General features: G+C 66.3%; 20 protein-coding genes and 1 pseudogene. 20 read left to right on the top strand and 1 reads right to left on the bottom strand.

Annotated features, from left to right (window positions below; genetic code table 11):
* Positions 1-321: 321 nt before the first annotated feature.
* Together ASE76_RS18495 and ASE76_RS18490 are read left to right on the top strand one after the other, a co-directional pair.
* Complete coding sequence (locus ASE76_RS18495; protein WP_156362897.1) at positions 322-630, top strand: hypothetical protein; 309 nt, start codon at positions 322-324, stop codon at positions 628-630.
* Complete coding sequence (locus ASE76_RS18490; RefSeq protein WP_055842999.1) at positions 617-1,048, top strand: antiterminator Q family protein; 432 nt, start codon at positions 617-619, stop codon at positions 1,046-1,048. The genes ASE76_RS18495 and ASE76_RS18490 overlap by 14 nt, the downstream gene beginning before the upstream one ends.
* Here ASE76_RS18490 and ASE76_RS21340 read toward each other — a convergent pair.
* On the bottom strand, positions 1,045-1,326 hold the full coding sequence (locus ASE76_RS21340) for an IPTL-CTERM sorting domain-containing protein (RefSeq protein WP_255357295.1): 282 nt from the start codon (positions 1,324-1,326) through the stop codon (positions 1,045-1,047). The two genes, ASE76_RS18490 and ASE76_RS21340, sit on opposite strands and share 4 nt — an antisense overlap.
* A 502-nt stretch (positions 1,327-1,828) precedes the next feature.
* Here ASE76_RS21340 and ASE76_RS18485 point away from each other — a divergent pair.
* The 18 genes and pseudogenes from ASE76_RS18485 (at position 1,829) to ASE76_RS18415 (ending at position 18,237) form a co-directional block, all read left to right on the top strand.
* On the top strand, positions 1,829-2,239 hold the full coding sequence (locus tag ASE76_RS18485) for an HNH endonuclease signature motif containing protein (RefSeq protein WP_055842997.1): 411 nt from the start codon (positions 1,829-1,831) through the stop codon (positions 2,237-2,239).
* Positions 2,240-2,387: 148 nt separating this feature from the next.
* Positions 2,388-2,909 (top strand): phage terminase small subunit P27 family, encoded by a 522-nt coding sequence (locus ASE76_RS18480; RefSeq protein WP_082448719.1) that lies wholly within the window; start codon positions 2,388-2,390, stop codon positions 2,907-2,909.
* 3 nt (positions 2,910-2,912) lie between these two features.
* Positions 2,913-4,598: a terminase large subunit gene (locus ASE76_RS18475; protein WP_055842994.1), complete on the top strand. Its 1,686-nt coding sequence runs from the start codon at positions 2,913-2,915 to the stop codon at positions 4,596-4,598.
* Positions 4,595-5,830 (top strand): phage portal protein, encoded by a 1,236-nt coding sequence (locus ASE76_RS18470; protein WP_055842992.1) that lies wholly within the window; start codon positions 4,595-4,597, stop codon positions 5,828-5,830. The genes ASE76_RS18475 and ASE76_RS18470 overlap by 4 nt, the downstream gene beginning before the upstream one ends.
* Complete coding sequence (locus ASE76_RS18465; RefSeq protein WP_082448718.1) at positions 5,830-6,465, top strand: HK97 family phage prohead protease; 636 nt, start codon at positions 5,830-5,832, stop codon at positions 6,463-6,465. The genes ASE76_RS18470 and ASE76_RS18465 overlap by 1 nt, the downstream gene beginning before the upstream one ends.
* A gap of 4 nt (positions 6,466-6,469) precedes the next feature.
* Positions 6,470-7,864: a phage major capsid protein gene (locus ASE76_RS18460; RefSeq protein WP_055842987.1), complete on the top strand. Its 1,395-nt coding sequence runs from the start codon at positions 6,470-6,472 to the stop codon at positions 7,862-7,864.
* 65 nt (positions 7,865-7,929) lie between these two features.
* Positions 7,930-8,376, top strand: coding sequence for a hypothetical protein (locus tag ASE76_RS18455; RefSeq protein ID WP_156362895.1), 447 nt, complete (start codon positions 7,930-7,932; stop codon positions 8,374-8,376).
* A gap of 2 nt (positions 8,377-8,378) precedes the next feature.
* Positions 8,379-8,693, top strand: a complete 315-nt coding sequence (locus ASE76_RS18450; RefSeq protein ID WP_055842983.1) for a hypothetical protein — start codon at positions 8,379-8,381, stop codon at positions 8,691-8,693.
* Between the two features lies 1 nt (position 8,694).
* Positions 8,695-9,045, top strand: coding sequence for a phage head closure protein (locus ASE76_RS18445; protein WP_055842982.1), 351 nt, complete (start codon positions 8,695-8,697; stop codon positions 9,043-9,045).
* On the top strand, positions 9,038-9,526 hold the full coding sequence (locus ASE76_RS18440) for an HK97-gp10 family putative phage morphogenesis protein (RefSeq protein ID WP_156362893.1): 489 nt from the start codon (positions 9,038-9,040) through the stop codon (positions 9,524-9,526). The genes ASE76_RS18445 and ASE76_RS18440 overlap by 8 nt, the downstream gene beginning before the upstream one ends.
* Positions 9,523-9,891, top strand: a complete 369-nt coding sequence (locus ASE76_RS18435; protein ID WP_055842978.1) for a hypothetical protein — start codon at positions 9,523-9,525, stop codon at positions 9,889-9,891. The genes ASE76_RS18440 and ASE76_RS18435 overlap by 4 nt, the downstream gene beginning before the upstream one ends.
* 26 nt (positions 9,892-9,917) lie before the next feature.
* Entirely contained in the window at positions 9,918-10,172 is a 255-nt protein-coding gene (locus tag ASE76_RS20745; RefSeq protein WP_156362891.1) for a hypothetical protein, read from the top strand.
* Positions 10,173-10,289: 117 nt separating this feature from the next.
* Entirely contained in the window at positions 10,290-11,216 is a 927-nt protein-coding gene (locus tag ASE76_RS18430) for a hypothetical protein (protein ID WP_236698523.1), read from the top strand.
* A gap of 106 nt (positions 11,217-11,322) precedes the next feature.
* Positions 11,323-11,646, top strand: coding sequence for a hypothetical protein (locus ASE76_RS18425; RefSeq protein WP_055842974.1), 324 nt, complete (start codon positions 11,323-11,325; stop codon positions 11,644-11,646).
* A gap of 80 nt (positions 11,647-11,726) precedes the next feature.
* A pseudogene (locus ASE76_RS21485) lies at positions 11,727-11,992 on the top strand (DUF1799 domain-containing protein); the annotation flags it as partial.
* A gap of 12 nt (positions 11,993-12,004) precedes the next feature.
* Positions 12,005-12,205 carry a DUF1799 domain-containing protein gene (locus ASE76_RS21480; protein ID WP_156362887.1) on the top strand — a complete coding sequence of 67 codons (201 nt, stop codon included), beginning with the start codon at positions 12,005-12,007 and terminating at the stop codon, positions 12,203-12,205.
* A 3-nt stretch (positions 12,206-12,208) separates the two neighbouring features.
* The gene (locus ASE76_RS18420; protein ID WP_055842972.1) at positions 12,209-17,296 is read left to right on the top strand and encodes a phage tail tape measure protein; all 5,088 of its coding nucleotides are present in this window, start codon (positions 12,209-12,211) and stop codon (positions 17,294-17,296) included.
* On the top strand, positions 17,293-18,237 hold the full coding sequence (locus tag ASE76_RS18415) for a hypothetical protein (RefSeq protein WP_055842970.1): 945 nt from the start codon (positions 17,293-17,295) through the stop codon (positions 18,235-18,237). Before ASE76_RS18420 ends, ASE76_RS18415 begins: the two co-directional genes overlap by 4 nt.
* Positions 18,238-18,259 lie beyond the last annotated feature (22 nt).

The following is an 18,259-nucleotide window of genomic DNA, read 5'->3' as shown; positions in this document are numbered from 1 at the left end:
TGCTGCAGACACCGCCAGACGCAAGATTGGCAGCGGTGTGCCCGAAGGGCTGGAGGGTGCGCTGCGCCCCCATTGCGGCGCGGTAGCGGGGAAGTCAGCCCATGCGCCTATGACCTGAGTGTCCAAGTGTCCACCGTGTCCACGGCTCGCCATAGAGCTCTAAGGACACCTCTTCTCCCCAGTTTCTGGGGTTGAAGCTGCTGCATTGCCCATCGCGGTTCTAACCAAGGCGGGCGTGCACACACAGCGGCGGGTGCAAGCGCGCTCGCGCTCGCGAACACACCTTCTCCCGTTATCTCTCTCTTAGAAAGGATGGACAGCATGGACACCAGGACACCAGCAATCGACGTCGCAGCAGCCATAAACGACATCCGGTCCAACATGCCCGAGACCTACCAGGCCATCAAGGCGAAGGCCGACCAGATCGGATCAGAGGCCTATGCCCTGGTACGGCGTGGCATCAAGGGCGAACCCAATTGCTTCTACGCGATGGAAGGTGGCCGCGTGGTCGGCCATCCGTTCAACCTGCCAGGCCTGCCCGGCAACATCGCATCGCTGGTGCTGCAGTTCGGGTGCCGGCACATGGTGTGGTGGCGGCTGCCGAAGGAGGTTGCCGATGGCGCGCATTGAGTGGGTCAAGTCGAGGCTCGACAACTGGGCGTTGTGGTGCGACCGTAACCGGTGCGGCGCGCTGGGCTTCGCATCGCAGGCAGCATTCCTGCACGAGTCGGTGGACGAGTCGTCGCGCGAATCGCGGATACCGGTGGACGAGATCGACGCGGGAATTACGGATCAGGCGGTGTCGTCGCTGAAGCTGAGCCATCCACACGTGCATAGGACGTTGCGGCACATGTATGTCGAAGGGATTGGGGCTATCGAGACAGCTCGACGGATTGGCCGGGCTCGCTCAACAGTGCTGAATCACCTGGAGCAAGCCGACCGATTGCTGTCTGTTTGGTTCATCGAGCGGAAGGCGCGCAATGAGCAAATGGTGCGTGACCGCGAGTCTGGCAGCGCTGGCAGCGTTGAGTCTCTAAGGTTCGATTAGCTCTGGCGTCGGCGCAGGTGCCTGAATCCGAACATTGCCATCAACGACGCTAGGGCCATCAAGCCGTATTCGCCGAGAGTGGGAATTGATGTCGCTGTTACAGCAGGCGCTGGGGCTACCGCGAGCACTCGGACAGTGATCGTATCTCCGGATGGCAGGCTCAAATTCCGCGTGAATCCGGCCGTCAACCCAAGACTAGCCAATGTTGCCGCTGCGAACCTCGACTGGTTCGTAAGAGCCGCGCCGGATACGTAAGCCGCGGGCAGATTCAAGCCCATTCCCTGAATGATGATGGAAGGTCCGGTACTGGAGGTTGCTGGTGTGAACGCGCCGCTTGACAGCCCGTTAAATGCTGGACTGAGAGCGTTAGGGCTTGCCATTCCGGTGTTGCCCCCACCGACACACACAAGGTTTGATCCGATGAGCCCACCAGCGGCACCGCAAAAATTGTTTTGAATGTTGAAAGCTATCCCGGTTGTGTCCAACGTGCCAGAGCCGGTTGCAACTACGTCCGCACCATCCGGTGCAATCGTGATGGTGTACGCGGCCTGAGCTGTACATGCCATCGCACCCAAAAGCAGCCCAACCAACTCCTTCTTCATCATCTTCTTACCTTTGAATCAAATAGATGCAGATCAATATACAGGAGGGGAGCACTCGAAGTAGTTTTACACCTTGGACGAAAGTGGTACATTGCAGGCAAGGTGGTTCCAACGTATGTTTACGTGAGCTCCCGCCAATTTCACAGGCCCGCGCATCGCAAGATTCGCGGGTTTTTTCATGCCCTACGCTGCACCACGGCCCTGTAATCACCCGGGCTGCGGTGCCTTAGTGCGCGACGGCAGCAGTCGCTGCGATGCACACAAGCGGGTCGAGCGCCAAGAGTCGGATGCGAAGCGCGGCAGCTCGCATGAGCGTGGATACACCGCCGCCTGGCAACGCGCCCGGGCTGGCTTCCTCGCAAAGCACCCCCTCTGCACGCGCTGCAATGCTGCCGACCAAGTTGAACCCGCCACGGTGGTCGACCACATCAAGCCTCACCGCCTGAAAGACGCGATGGACAGCGGCAACGAAGCCGCCATCGCAGCCGCCCGCGCGCTCTTCTGGGCACGCGACAACTGGCAAGGCCTCTGCAAGCGACACCACGACATCAAGACCGCGTCCGAAGACGGCGGTTTCGGTCGTCGCTGACCCTTCGACCCGCCCGCGCCGCCGAGGGGAGGGGGAGTCAAAAAAGTTTGAGACCTCAGCCGCTCTAGACCGTCTGCTTCATCTTTTGCGCGCGGCCGGGAAATCGGGGAGGGGGGGTACCCCCGGACACCTCAAGGGAGAAAACCACATGGGACGTAAAGCACTGCCGGCCAACGTGCATCTGCTGCGGGGCAATCCGAGCAAGCTGCCGAGCGGCGATCTGGAAAGCGCGACCATTCGCGTGCCGGTCCAGCTGCCGCCATGCCCCCAGCACCTGGGCACCGAGGCGCGCGCCGAGTGGAAACGCATCGGCCCGCACCTGGTCACCGCCGGCCTGGTCACCGAGATGGACCGCGCCGCGCTGGCCGCCTACTGCCAGGCCTGGGGCGAATGGACCGTGCTGGAGCGCCGGGTGAAGGACATGATGGTCAAGAGCGGCGCCGACGCCCTGGTCGACGTGACGCCCAGTGGCTACAAGCAGGTCGCCGCGATGGCCCAGGCCCGCGACCGGGCGCTGGACCGCATGCTGCGCTTCGCCAAGGAGTTCGGCTTGACGCCGGCGTCCCGCATCCAGTCGACGGCCGGCCAGCAGATGGCGCTGCCGGGCGTGCCCGACGATCCCATGGAAGGCTTCCTGCAGGCCAGCGGCACCCTGCCGCACGGCGGCTGATCGATGGGCGCCGCCGACCAGGTGGCGCTCGACCCCGTCACCGACTATGCGCTGCGCGTGGGCACGGGCGAGATCGTCGCCGGCCCATGGGTTCGCCTCGCTGCCAAGCGCCACCTGGCCGACCTGAAGGAAGGCCCGGCGCGCGGCCTGGTGTGGAAGCCGGAGAAGGCCGACCACGCCATCACCTTCATCCAGTGCCTGCGCCACTACCAAGGCGCGACGGCCGGCCGCCGGTTCCTGCTGTCGGCCTGGCAGAAGTTCATCATCGGATCGTGCTTCGGCTGGTACATGCAGGACGGCCAGCGGCGCTTTCGCATTGCCTACATCGAGATCGGCAAGGGCAACGGCAAGACGCCCCTGGCCGCCGCCGTCGCGCTGTACGCCCTGGTGGCCGATGGCGAGGCCGGCGCGGAGGTCTACTCGGCTGCCACCTCGCGCGACCAAGCGGGCATCTGCTTCAACGACGCCAAGCAGTTCGTGCTGAGCTGCGGCCCGCTGGCTAACCGGCTGCAGGTCGGCATTAGCAACATCACGTACCTGGCGACCAGCAGCTTCTTCCGGGTGGTGTCCGCCGAGGGCCGGGGCCTGGACGGCAAGCGGCCGCACGTCGTGATCGTGGACGAGCTGCACGAGCATCCGACCGCGACGGTGGTGGAGAAGATGCGCGCCGGCACCAAGGGCCGCACCCGGGCGCTGATCTTCGAGATCACCAACAGCGGGTACGACCAGACGACGGTGTGCTTCGAGCACCACGACTACAGCATCAAGGTGCTGCAGGGCGTGATCGAGAACGATGCGTGGTTCGGCTACGTGGCCGCGCTGGACAAGGGGGACGACCCGTTCGAGGACAAGGCCTGCCACATCAAGGCCAACCCCAACCTGGGCGTGTCGCTCACCCTGCAGTACCTGGACGAGCAGGTACGCGAGGCGCGCGACTTGCCCAGCAAGCGCAACCTGGTGCTGCGGCTCAACTTCTGCCGATGGACGGAAGCGTCCGAAGGCTGGGTGGATCTGGACCACTGGGATCTGTGCAGCGACCCCGTGCAGACGTCTGCACTGCGGGGCCGCAAGGCATGGGGCGGGCTTGACCTGGCATCGGTCAGCGACTTCACCGCGCTGGCCTGGACCTTCCCGCCGGAGACCGAGGGCGGCAAGTGGCAGGTGCTGCTGCGCCTCTACCTGCCCGAGGCGGCCGTAGAGAAGATGCGCAAGAAGGGCCGGCTGCCGATCGACCAGTGGATTCGGGAGGGGCTTGTGACGGTCACTCCGGGCAACGTCACCGACTACGGCTTCGTGCGGCGCGATGTCCAGGCCGACCGGGAAACGTTCGATGTGCAGGAGATCGCCTTCGACCGCTTCAACTCCTCGCAGCTGGTGACCGACCTGCAGGACGACGGCGCGCTGATGGTGGGATTCGGCCAGGGCTACGGAAGCATGAGCGGCCCGTGCAAGGAGCTCGAGCGCATGTACATGAGCCACCGCCTGGCGCACGGCGGCAACAAGGTGCTGCGCTGGATGGCCAGCAACACCGTGGCCACGCGCGACGCGGCCGAGAACATCAAGTTCGACCGGGCGCGCTCCACCGAAAAGATCGACGGCATGGTCGCCATCGCGATGGCGATCGGTCGCGCGACCGCCGGCAAGACCGAAAAGACCAACTCCTTCTGGGAAAGCTTCGCCGACACATGAACGTAATCCGATCCCTGGCGCGGTTCGTGGCGAAAGGCCTCGACCTTTCGCTGACGTCCCCCCAGGGGTGGGCGTTCCAAGACGGCTCGCCGACCTGGGCCAACGTCAAGATCGACGCCGACACGCAGCTCAAGATCTCCGCCGCCTACAGCGCGATCCGGCTGATCTCGGAGACGGTCGGCATCATCCCGCTGCACCTTTACCGGCGCACCGCGAAGGGCCGGGTCAAGGCGACGGACGATCCGCGGTACACCCTGGTGCACGACCAGCCCAACGAATACATGACGGCGGTGGAGTGGAAGGAAGCCATGGCGGTCAGCCTGTGCACCCTGGGCCAGGCCTACAACTACACCACCCGCATGGAGTCCACCCGGCGGATCATCAGCATCCAGCCGGTGCACAAGAGCCGGGTCAGGCCGGAGATCTCGCAGGCCGGGGACATCGACTACTGGCTGACGAAGCGCAACGGTGTACAGGAGAAGCTCAAGCGCGCGCAAATCTGTCCGATTCGCGGCTTCGGTGGCGTCGGAGACCTGGAGGGCTATGCGCCGCACAAGCTGCACGGCAACAGCATGGCGCTGACGGTGGCGGTCGAGAAGTACGGCGCCGAGTTCTTCGGCAGCGGCGCGCGGCCCACCGGCATCCTGACCACCAAGTCTGACTTCTCCGAGAAAAGCCGGGACAGCATCCGGGAGAGCTTCGCCAAGTACATGCGGGAGTCTTGGCTGAAGGGCGAGCTGCCGGTGCTGGACGCCGACACCGAATACAAGCCGATCACCACGCCCAACGACGAAGCCCAGTTCATCGAGACCCGCAAGCTGCAGATCGCCGAGATCGCGCGGATCTACCGGGTGCCGCTGCACATGCTGATGGAGATGGACAAGGCCAGCTACGCCAACACCGAGCAGGCCAACAAGCACTTCCTCGACTACACGCTGATGCCGTACCTCACGCGCATCGAGCAGGCCCTCAACAGCTGCCTGCTCGATGGCGCCGAACGCCGTGAGTTGTATTTCCAATTTGACGTGCGCGGCTTGCTGCGCGGCGACAGCACCCAGCGGGCCGCTTACTACGTCGCCCTACGCAACGCCGGCGCGATCACGCAGAACGAGATCCGGGAGCTGGAAGAGATGGCAACCGTTGACGGTGCAGACGATCTGCTGGTGCCGCTCAACATGGCGCCCAGCGATCTGCTGCGCTCCCTGCTGGAAGAAAAGAAAGGAGCTGTCTGATGGACCGCATCGTTGCCCCCATAGAAATCAAGTCCGCCGACAAGGATGGCAGCTTCACCGGCTACGCGGCCGTGTTCGGCAATGTCGACCTTGGCAACGACGTGATCCTGCCGGGCGCCTTCAAGTCGGCCAAGACCACGCGCGACGGCCAGCTGCGGATCGCCATCGGCCACCGCCTGGACCTGCTGGCCGGCAAGGCCACCTTCAAGCAGGACGACCGCGGCCTGCGCGTCGCGGGCCAGCTGAGCCTCGGCGTCAGCTACGTACGCGACAACTACGAGCTGATGAAGGACGGCGTGCTGGACGGCCTGTCGGTGGGATTCAACATCCTGCCGGACGGTGCCAGCTACGAGGAGCGCGACGACGGTTACGTGCGGGTCATCAAGTCCGCCGAGCTGTGGGAGTTTTCCATCGTCCCCTTCGGCATGAATCCCGAGGCCCTTGTCGACATCGTCAAGGCCGCCTCCATCAGAGATTTCGAGGCCCAGCTGCGGACCCTCGGATACAGCCAGACCGAGGCCAAGGCCCTCGCGTCTGGTGGTTTCAAGTCGCTGCCCCAACGGGATGTTGTGGCAGACAGCGGGATGCTGGCAGACGCCCTCAAGAGCCTTACCACCAACTTCAACTGGAACTGATTCCATGCATTCTCAAATTCGCAAGAACCTGACCTATGGCCTGCTGGCTGTGGTCGCCCTCCTGGCCGTCGCTGCACTCCTCGGCCATCCGATCATTCCGTCCGATGCTCTCGCAGGCCTCGGCATGGTGCCGATGGCCATGTCCGGCGAGATCTCGCTGCCCGAGCAGCTCAAAAAGCTGGACGAGGTCGGCAAAGCCGCGAAGGAAGCGGTCGAGCAGGTCAAGAAATCGCACGGCGAGCTCGACGGCCGGGTCGCCAAGCTGCAGGAAGAAATGAAGGAAGGCAAGGCCGACACCGTCACCAAGACCGCTTTCCAGGATGCCGTGGCCAAGGTCGACAAAGCAGAGAAGGCACTCGACAAGCTGAACCTGGAAGTGACCGAGCTGGCGCAGAAGGCGGCCAACGTCCTGGGCACCCACCAGCAACGCAAGTCGCTGGGCTACCAGGCGGCCGAGGCTGAAGGCGCAAAGAACTACAAGGGCGGTAACGTCGAGCTGGTGACCATCTCCGGCCCGGCTTTCCGCAAGGCCGCAGTGACCAGCGGCGCCACCAGCGCCGGCGTGCTGATCGAGGCGTACCGGGTTCCCGGCATCATCACGGACCCGGATGACATCCTGACCATCCGCGACGTGCTGCAGTCGGTCAGCATCTCGACCAACGCCATCGAGTGGGTGCGCGAGAAGCTGTACACCAACAACGCGGGTCCGCAAAATGGTGAGGGCACGGCCAAGCGCGAATCGGGCCTGACCTTCGAGAAGAAGACCAGCCCGGTCGAGACCATCGCCCACTGGATTCCAGCGTCGCGCCAAGTGCTGTCCGATGTGCCCCAGCTGGCCGGCATCATCGACACCCGCCTGCGAACGGGCCTGAAGCTGAAGGAAGACGAGGCGCTGCTCTTCGGCGACGGAACCAACGGCAACCTGCTGGGCTTGGTGCCGCAGGCAACGGCGTATGTGGCGGCTGGGCTGCAAGAAAAGCTCACTGCGCAAGGTGGAGGAACTGCTACCAAGATCGACCACCTGCGCTGGGCGTTCCTGCAGGTCGCCAAGGCCAAGTACCCCGCCACGTTCGCGGTGCTGAGCCTGGACGACTGGGCGCTGATCCAGATGATGAAGACGACCGACGGCGCCTACATCTTCGGCACGCCGACCGACGGCGCTGCGCCGCGAATCTGGGGCAAGCGCGTGGTCGAGAGCTACGGACTCGACGCCGGCGATTTCCTGGTCGGCTCCAGCCTGGCCGCCACCATCTACGACCGCGAGGAAGTGACGGTGCGGGTCGCAGAGCAGCACGCCGACTTCTTCATCAAGAACATGGTGGCGATCCTCTGCGAAGAACGCCTGGGCCTCACCGTCGAGCGTCCGCAGGCCATGGTCTCCGGCACCTTCGCCGTCTGACCTTTCCCGCAACCCGAAGGCCCGCACGGCTCACGCCCTGCGGGCCTTCCCATTTGGAGAACGACATGAAAGTCGCCAAGACATTCGTGCGCCTCGGCCACCGGTACAAGCCCGGCGACGACGTGCCAGCGGACCTGGACAAGGAAACGCAGACCCACTATCTGCGCCTGGGCATGATCGCCGAGGGTGCTGCCGAGGTGGCCGAGCGCCGGCAGCGAAACAAGGCAGGCACGGCCGCTGCTGCGAAGCAGCTGACTCAGCAGCGGACGGCGGGCACCTCCATCGGCCCGGGTGGCCCTGCCATTACCACCGCCAATGTGCTGAAGCCGACCGAAACCAAGCCGGCCGGCCCAGACGAAACGCAGGCCGGCACCGGTAGCCCTCCCGGATCGGCTACGGACCCGGCGCCTGGCACGGCCGGCACTGGAACCGGTGCCGACGAGCAGAAGGACGCAGGCAAAGACGCTGCAACCCCCAGTCTGCCGCTCGGCGATCTGGAAGCCGCGAAGTAGCCATGCAGGTCAAGCCCACGCCCGACGAGGCCCAGCGGCGCCTGCGCATCGACGGCGCGCTGGTCGATGACCTGGTGGCCGCCATCGACCAGGCCTATGCCGAAGCGGTGATGGTCCTGGACGGCTACCTCTACGAGGACCTGGCCGCCGTGGTCCTGGCCGGAGACGAACGCGGCATCGTGGTGACGGCCGACATCATCGCCGCGCAGCTGCTGCTGGCCGACGTGCTGGTCGGTGCCAACGACCAGGCCGCGAAGGACAGCAAGCGGGCGACAGCGCTCACGATCCTGCGCCGCCACCGCAACCGGGGATGCTGAGATGGATTCCCAGCAACGCAACCGGTTGATCGACCTCGAACTGCACGCCGTGACCAAGGATGCCGCCGGTGGCCTGGTCAAGGGCTGGACGGTGTTTGCCACCGGTGTCTATGCAGCGGTGCGCCACTTTAGCGGCCAGGAGAAGGCGGCGACCAGCGTCGGCGGCGAAACCGCCCAGGCGCGCACCGAGTTCGACATCAACTACCGGCCCGGCGTCACCGAGGCAATGCGGGTGCGCTACGCCGGCAAGGTCTACAACGTCCGCCAGGTCAACGACTGGATGGAGCGCCACGATCGCCTGGTACTCACCTGCGACACCGGCATCACCTACACGGGAGACACCCATGGCTGAATCGGTCGTTTTGGGCATCGGCGAGATGCGCGCCAAATTCGCCCAGCTCAACGCCGCGCAGATGCAGGCCCGCATCGGCCGGCGCATGGTGAGCGCTGCCGGCCGCATCGTGAAGAACGAGGCACGCGCTGTGGCGTCTTCGCTTGGCCTGCGGCGCACCGGCGCGCTGATTAAGAACATCGTGATCAAGCGCGAAGGCCGGGCACCGGACGGCACGGTCCAGTACAACCTGGGCGTGCGACACGGCCGCAGCCTCACCCGCAAGCAGAAGGCCAACAGCATGCTGGCGGTCAACCGCAAGGGCAGGGTTGTCACCCGCTACGCCGACGATCCCTTCTACTGGTCGTTCCTGGAATTCACCACCAAGCGGCGGCAGGGCACGCCCTTCCTGTCGCGTGCCCTGGCGAACAAGCGGGCCGCTGCGGTGGATGCGATGACCGACGCACTCGACAAGGAACTGCGAAAGGTCAGCAGCCCATGAAAAGCGTCCACGAGCTGGTGCGGGAGGCGCTGGAGCCTGTCCTGCCCAACACCTGGGCGATCGAGCTGCCGCCCGCCCCGGTGTTCCCGGCCCTGGTGTTCGACATCGACACCGAGCCGGAGCCCGGCTGGTGCGCAGGCGGCGGCTACGACCAGCAGGTGGTCAACATCGTGGCGCTGGCCCCCACGCTGATGGGCGCCCTTGCGCTGATCCCCACCGGCGCTGGTGGCCCCGTTCGCACTGCGATGGGGTCGCTGGGCACCCCCTTCATGTTCGAGGAAGAGAGCGGGGATGCCGACTACGAGCCCAACCCCGAGCTGTTCGCCCGTTTCCTGATCGTTCGTCTCCGCACCCCGCGGCACTGATCCCACCCCCTCTCGAAAGGAAAACCATGCCCAAGCCTGATACCGCAGGAGGCGCAGCCCTGCCCGCCGTCCTGACCGCGCCCCTGCCCGTCACCCTCGTGCAGACGTCTGCACACCCGGCTGCTACGCCGGCCGCGCCCGCCAGGCCCGTGGCCGAGCCGATCCACCCGCCGGACGATTTCACCGGCATCGGCGGCCGCTACAGCCGCGACCCCAACACCGGCGCACGCACCCGCATGCCCGATCCCGCTGCCGACGCAGCAAGCGCCACCCAGGAGTAATACCCATGGCCAAGTCGATGAAAAAGATGCTCCTGCTGGTCAAGCGGGAAGTCNCATGCCCGATCCCGCTGCCGACGCAGCAAGCGCCACCCAGGAGTAATACCCATGGCCAAGTCGATGAAAAAGATGCTCCTGCTGGTCAAGCGGGAAGTCACCCCAGGCGTGGACCCGATCCCCACCGCCGGCGCGAATGCGATCCTGGTACGGGCCTTCACGCCCGAGCTGGTGACCGCGGAATTCGTGCAGCGCAACCTGCTGCGTCCCTACAAGGGCAACAGCGGCAGCATGGCGGTCGGCGTACACCGCCGCTTCCAGTTCGAGATCGAGCTGGCCGGCAGCGGCACCGCCGGCACCGCGCCGGCCTGGGGCGACATCCTGCAGGCCTGCGGTTTCTCCGAGACCGTCACCGCCGGGCAGAGCGTGCAGTACCTGCCAGTCAGCGAGGGCGAGCCCACGCTCACCATGTACGGCTACCTCGACGGCCTGCTGTTCAAGCTGGGCAACGCCAAGGGCACCGTGAGCTTCCAGACCGATGCGAAGACCATCCCGGTGATGAAGTTCGACTTCATCGGCACCTACAGCGACGGCACCGACGCGGTGCAGCCGGTCAACAGCACGGTCGACTACAGCAAGTTCAAGCAGCCACAGACGGTCGGCAAGATCAACACCCCCGGCTTCACCATCTTCGGCGTGACGGCGTGCATGCAGGCGTTCGGCTTCGACGTGGCGAACCTGCTGGCCTGGCGCGAGCTGGTGAATTGCGCCGGCCCGCGCAGCCCCGATCGACAGCCCAAGGGCACCGCGATGATCGAGCTGACCACCATGGCGCAGAAGAACTGGGGCCGGACGATCGTCGAGAGCACGGTCGGCGCGGCCCAGCTGATCCACGGGACAGTGGCCGGCAACATCGTGCAGGTCGACCTGCCGCAGATCCAGATCACCAGCGCCGCGCTGCAGGACCAGGAAGGCATCGCGATGCTCAACCTGGGCTTCGACATCAACCCGAACACGGGTGACGACGAGATCGCGCTCACCGTGAAGTGACCCCCGCCGCCGGCCCGCCCGGCGGCTTCCACCCCCGTTCCCTCCCTGGCCCGCCGGCATGTCGCCCGCGGGTCTTTCTTCGTTCCTTTCCCCTTGCGAGACCCACATGGCTTTCAACCTCACCCCCACCGAAACCTTCAAAGAAACCGTCACCGTCAACGTCAAGCAGGCCAACGGCGCCTGGAAGCAGGACAGCTACATCGCCGAGTTCAAGCGTGCCACCGAGGAGGAGCGCAAAGGGCTGGCGTCGCTGTCGGACGTCGACTTGGTGCGCGACCGCCTGGTGGGCTGGTCGATGAAGGACGAGCAGAAGAACGACGTGCCGTTTACCCCCGAAAACCTCGACGCCCTTTGCAGCTTCACCGCCGCCGTGCGCGAGACGGCTGTGACCTTCTGGCAAGCCAACCTGGGCGCCAAGCAAAAAAACTGATCGGGGCGGCACGGCACTGGGCCGGCGTGCGGGATGGCCCGCCGCCGGCCCTCTCCGTTGACGCCTCGATCGTGGAAGGCATGCGGGCCATGGGCGCCAGCGAAGAAGACATCGAGGCGGTCGAAGCCCAGGTGCAGCCCGAGGACGACAGCCACGAGCACTTCGGGCTCTACGCCGAGAACGTCCAGACCTTCGAGCGCTTCCACGCGCTGCGCACCCAGTGGGCCCATGCCGGCATGGCGGGTAACCGGGTCGGCTTCGACTACGCCCGGGTCATCGCCTGGATGCAGTTCGCCGTCCCCAAGAAAGAGCGCCTGCAGCTCTTCGCCGACCTGCAGGTGATGGANATCCGCCAAGGCTGCACGCGCTGCGCACTCAGTGGACCTATGCCGGTATGGCTGGGCAGCGGGTCGGCTTCGACTACGCCCGGGTCATCGCCTGGATGCAGTTCGCCGTCCCCAAGAAAGAGCGCCTGCAGCTCTTCGCCGACCTGCAGGTGATGGAGTCCGCGGTGCTGACCGCCGACGCCGAGCTGATGAAGAACAAAAAGGAAACCTGACCCATGGCTGCACTCGGCTCCCTCGTCGTCCAGCTCGGGCTGAACTACGCCCAATTCACGGGCGGTGCCGATGCCGCGGAGCAGCGCGCCCTGCAGATGGCCAAGCGCATGCAGGACTCGATGGATCGGGTCAAGGCATCGGCCGGTGCCGCGGCTGGCGCGCTCCTGGGCGCCGTCACCGCCGGCGCCGTGATCCAGGGCTTCCGTCAGACCATCGACGAGCTGGACCGCGTGTCCGACGCTGCCGACAAGATCGGCGTCTCGGCGCAGAACCTCGCCGAGCTGGGCTACGCCGCCAAGATGAGCGGCACCGACGCCGAGTCCCTTGAATCGTCCATGGGCAAACTCAGCGTCAAGGTGGCCGAGGCGGTCGGCGGCGGCAAGGAAGCCGTCAAGACCTTCGACAGCCTGGGCATCAAGCTGAAGGACGCCGAGGGCAAGGTACGTTCCAGCGAAGACGTGTTCGGCGACCTGGCCGACTTCTTCCAGGTGCTGCCCGACGGCGTCACCAAGACCGCGCTGGCCGTCGACATCTTCGGCAAGAGCGGCAAGGAAATGGTGCCCATGCTCAGCAAGGGCAGGGACGGCATCGCCGAGCTGCGCGAGGAATTCGTGCGCCTGTCGGGCGGCAGCCAGGAGGCTGCGCGCGCGCTGGCGGGCGAACTGAACGACCAGCTCGACAAGCTGGCGGTCGTCTCGCAGGGCGCCTATGCCCAGGTGGCGACGCAGCTGCTGCCTGCGATCAACGACGTGGCAGGGGAATTCACGGGCGCCGGACGTGAGGCGTCCACCATGAGCGGCGAACTGACCGCCGCCGGCGCAGCGGGGGCGGCGCTGGCTACCTTCTTCGAGGCGATGGTGGTGCTGGGCGCCAACGTCGTCTACGTCTTCAAGGGCATCGGCCGCGAGATCGGCGGCGTGGCGGCGCAGATGTCCGCCTTCGACATCGGGTTCGCCGAGCTGCTCAATCCTGCCGCCATGGCGGCCAAGCTCGCGACAGGGCTGGCAGGCAGCGCCGGCGCCCAGGCGGCCAACATCCGAAAGGAAATGCTGGCCGACGCCGAGCAGGCACGCGCAGATCTCGATGCGTTCGAGAAGCGGATCTTGAACGCCCGGCAGAACGCCGCCGCGCCCAAGCCCGCAGAGGACGATGGCGAAGCCAAGCGCATGGCTAACCGCGCCGCCGCGGCCGCCGCCGAAGAAAAGGCCCGCAAGGCCCTGGCCGCCACCGGCGCCGCCGCGGCGAAGACCGAGTCCGAGTACGCCAAGCTGATGACCCGCATCGGCGAGCGCATCCAGCTGGCCGAGATCGAGCTGAAGGCCGGCCGCACCCTGACCGAGCAGGAGAAGTTCGCCGCGAAGGTCGCCTCCGACATGGACGGCGCCAAGAAGTCGCTGACCGCGGCCGAGCGCGCCCACATCGCCGCACTGCTGGCCCGGTCCGAAACCGCCCAGCTCGCGCTCGACATCGACCGCAGCCTGATCAAGTCCGCTCAGGATCTGGCGACGGCTCGGCAAACCCAGCGCGCAGCCGACGACCAGGCCGCCGCCGAGTTCATCCAGTCGCAGCAAGCGGCCGCCAGCGCCGCCCTGGCAAGCGTCGCCGACCGCACCCGTGCGATCGAGGACGAGATGCGCGCCGTGGCCCTGTCGGCCGATGGCCACATCACCCTGGCTTACGCCGTCGAGCAGGTGGCCATCGCGCGCCTGAAAGAAAAGCAGGCCGGGTTCTACGAGAACAGCGAGGGCTGGGAGAACCTGCAGCGTGAGATCGAGCAGCGCACCAAGCTGCTGGCCCTGATGGGTAAGCGCGACGCCCAGGCCGAGGTGGTCGAGCAGGCCAAGGAAGCCCGCGGCGAGTGGACCAAGTTCACCGACTCGGTGTACCAGGGCCTCACCGACAGCCTGTTTCGCAGCTTCGAGGCCGGCAAGGGATTCTTCAGCACCTTCTGGTCGGGCATCAAGAACACCTTCAAGACCAGCGTGCTGAAGCTGCTGGTGCAGGGTGTGATGTCCGGCGTTACCGGAATAGCCAGCTCGGCTGCGACCGCGGCGGGGCTGGTAAGCGCGCCGGCCGGCGGTGCCGGTGGTGTGCTCGGCGGCGCGAATCTCGCGTCGAGCGCCTTCAGCCTGATCTCCGGCGCCGGCAGCGCGCTGGCTTCGGGCGTGTCGTCTGGCCTCACCGGCTTCTTCGCAGGCGAGGGCGGCGCGATCATCGCCAACGGCATCAGCAGCGCAGTCGGCGCGAGCACCATCGGCGGCGCGTCCTTCAGCATCGGCAGCGTCATCGGCGCAGCTGCGCCCTATGCGCTGGCCGCGGTGGTGGCCCTGAACGCCCTGGGTGTCTTCCGGTCCGAGAAAAAGACGGACGTCGGCTTCAAGGGCACGCTGGGCGCCGAGTCCGACGTGTCCGGCTTCACCACCATCCGCAAGGGCGGCACCTTGTTCTCGGGCCCGTCCTACCGGGACGAGCAGTCCGCGCTGCCGGCCGCCACGAAGCTGGCGATCGACCAGTCGGTCGGCTCGATGTTCACGAGCGTCAAGGGCTTCTCCGACGTGCTGGGGCTCAACTCCAAAGCGATCGACGGCTTCACTAAGGACATCTTCATCAGCACCCAGGGGCTGACGGACGCGCAGATCCAGGAGAAGCTGGCCGCCACGTTCAAGAGCCTGGGCGACGACTTGGCCAACCTGGTGGCGGGCGGCATCCTGTCCGGTGCGAAGGCCGGCTCCGAAGCCGCGGCTGCAGCGATCCAGGAGGATGCAGCCGGTGCATTGCCGGTGGCCTACGCTGGCGTGGGCGATCCTGCTGCTGATGGTCAGACCGTTTCGGCGGCCTCGGCGCTGGACCCGTTCCGCCGCGCCGGTGAGTCGGCGATCGACACGCTGGGCCGGCTGGCCAACAGCCTATCGGGTGCCAACGCAATCTTCGACTCCCTCGGGCAGACCGCCCTGAAGGCGTCGCTGGCGGGCGGTGCTGCCGCTTCGGCCCTGGTCGACCTCTTCGGCGGCATGGACAAGTTCGGCGCCGCCGCGGGCAGCTTCCTGCAGGAGTTCTACACCCCGGCCGAGCGCGCGGCGATCACCACCCGTCAACTCACCACGGAGTTCGACAAGCTCGGCCTGACGCTGCCGAAGTCGCGCGATGCCTACCGCGAGATGGTCGAGCTGTACCAGACGAAGCTCGACACCGAAGAGGGCCGCAAGATGTATGCGGCGCTGCTGCAGCTGGGTCCTGTGTTCGCCTCGATCACCGAAGCGGCCGCTGATTCGTCCACCGCAGCCCAGACCGCGACCGCCGCCCGGCAGCAAGAGATCCAGATCATGGAGCTGCAGGGCGACGCCGCGGGTGCGCTGGCGGCCCGCCGGGCGGACGAGCTGGCCGCGATGGACCCGCTGCTGCGAGAAAAGCAGAAGTACATCCACAGCCTGCAGGACGAGGCGACGGCCGCAGCGGCGGCGACGGCCCGTGCGACGGCCTCGCGCGACCAGGACATCCAGATCCTAGAGCTGCAGGGTAATGCTGCTGGTGCGCTGGCCGCGCGGCGCGAGGATGAGCTGGCGGCGATGGACCCGCTTCTGCGAGAAAAGCAGCGGTACATCTACAGCCTGCAGGACGAGGCGGCCGCGACGGCTGCAGCGTCGGCGGCGAAGGCCGAGGCCGACGCCCGGGCGAAGGAGATCGGCGACACGCAGTTCGACTACGAGCAACGGCTGCTGCGCGCCCAGGGCCGGGACCGGGAAGCACTCGACCGTGACCGTGCGAAGGAATACGCCCGCCTGGTAGCGCTGAACCCCGCGCTGGCCGTCCTGGCCAACAACCTGTGGCTGGCAGAGGACGCGGCCACCGCCGCAGCGGCTGCGGCCGAGGCGGAAGCCAAGGCCAAGGCCGACCGCGACAAGGCTATCGATGACGCCTATGCCGCCGTGCAGCGCGCCGTCGACGCCCGCAAGTCGGTGCTCAGCGAGATGCAGTCGGTGCAGCAGGCTGCGGTGTCCGGCCTCGGGTCGATCGCCAAGACCCTGAAGTCGAGCATCGGCTCGCTGCTGGGCGAAGTGACCAGCGTCACTGCCATCACGGCAGCGAACGGCATGGCCTACATCCGGCGGGCGCTGGTCAGCGGTGTCAGCAGCGACGAGGAGCTGCAGGCCGCCATCGCCGGCGTGCGGGCCAACATGGGCGAGGACCGGTACGCGACCCGCGAGGAGTTCGACCGCGACCGCCTGGTGTTGGCCGGCCAGCTGTCCGAGCTGGAAGAGGTCAACGGCGTCCAGCTCACCACCGCCGAAAAGCAGCTGAAGACCACGCAGGACGAGCTGAAGCGCCTGGACGACATGCTGCGCGAGTCGAAGACGCTGGTGGACACCATGAAGGGCGTCGACACCTCGGTGCTGAGCGTGGCCGAGGCGATCGACCGGCTGCACAAGGCGATGTTCCCGGCGAAGCCTGCGGGGACGGCGACCGGTGCCGGCAGCTCTGCCCCGGGTGGTGCGGTGGTCGGTGCAGGCCCAAGCGGCGGTGCTGCCAACAGCGGGTCCTATCTCGGCCGCCAGGCCAACGGCAGCTATGTCTTCAGCGACGGCTACATCTCCCGTGACATCACGGGAGCCGATGCTGCACGGCTCGACGGCGCCGCCGGCATCGTGGCGCAGTTCTCCGGCACCGGCAACGTCAAGGGCTATTACGAGGCGATGCGGGATGCCGGCTTCTCGCTGCGCGACATCGCGGCGCGGGACGGCTACTACTACGGCGACGTGCTGGCGGCTGCAGCGGGTGCAGGCGTGCCGGCATTCGAGGCGGGCGGTATGCACTCCGGCGGTCTGCGGATCGTGGGTGAGCGGGGCTGGGAGCTGGAGGCCTCGGGCCAAAGCCGGATCTGGAACCAGCAGCAGCTGGCGGCAGCGTTCGGCGGCGGCGGGGCGGCGGCGAATGACCAGATCGTGGTCGAACTGCGGCTGCTGAGTGCCAAGGTGGAAGCGCTGCAGAAAGCGGCCGACACCACGGCCGACAACACACGCGACACCGTGAAGTCGATTCGCAACGTCACGGGTGATGACGGCAAGTCCGTATTGATGAAGGCAGCAGCATGATCGTCACCACCCCCATCCCCATCACCGACGCGATCCTGACCAGCAGCACGGTGCAGGAGCCCGACGCGGGGGAAACCCTGTGGGTGTCGACCAGCGCCTATGCGATCGACGACGTGCGGCTTCGCCCGAACCACCGGAAGTACCGGTGCGTGAAGGCGATCCCGGCCAACACCGTCACGCCGCCCGAGAACGATGCGTTCCTGGCCGGTGAGACGGTGACGGCGGCCAAGAGCTGGCAGGACATCGGCGCGACCAACCGGCGCGCCATGTTCGAGCTGGAGCGCAACACCGTCACCACCTCGGCCGGGACGATGACCGTCGTGCTTACGCCTGGGCAGCGGGTAGGCAGCCTCTTTCTCGGCGGCATGCAGGCCACGAAGGTCACGGTTGTGGTGACCCTGGCCGGACAGGAGATCTACCGGCGGGCGGTGAGCCGCATAGCGCGGCGCACCACCAGCTGGAAGACCTACTTCTTCGGCAAGTTCATCGTACTGCCGTCCCTGCTGCTGGCCGACCTGCCGCCGTCGACCGGCGCCGTGATCACCGTCACCCTGGAGAACAGCTTCGGCTCACCGGTGAAGTGCGCGGCGCTGGTCATCGGCAATGGCGAATTCATCGGCAACGTGCAGAAGAAGGCCAAGAGCGACGCGCTGAACTTCAGCAATACCACCCGGGACTTCGCCGGCAACGTGACGTTCGTGCCCCGTCGCACGGTGCCGCGGACCGACCAGGTGCTGGAGCTGCCGAAGGGCTTGGTCAACACGGTCCGCGATCTGCGCACCGCCCTGAACGCGAAGGTCGCCGTCTGGAGCGGCCTGGACGACTTCAGCGACGACGGCTACTTCGAGTCGCTCCTGATCCTGGGCTTCTACCGGCAATTCTCGATCGATCTCGACCAGCAGAAGGAAGCGCTGGTCACCCTTGAACTGGAGGAAATCTAATGGCCATCACCCCCGTGCCGGA

This window comes from Xylophilus sp. Leaf220 (genome assembly GCF_001421705.1).
Lineage (GTDB): Bacteria > Pseudomonadota > Gammaproteobacteria > Burkholderiales > Burkholderiaceae_C > Xylophilus.
Note: the sequence above shows the minus strand (reverse complement) of the source record. Positions and strands in the feature narration are given on the sequence as shown.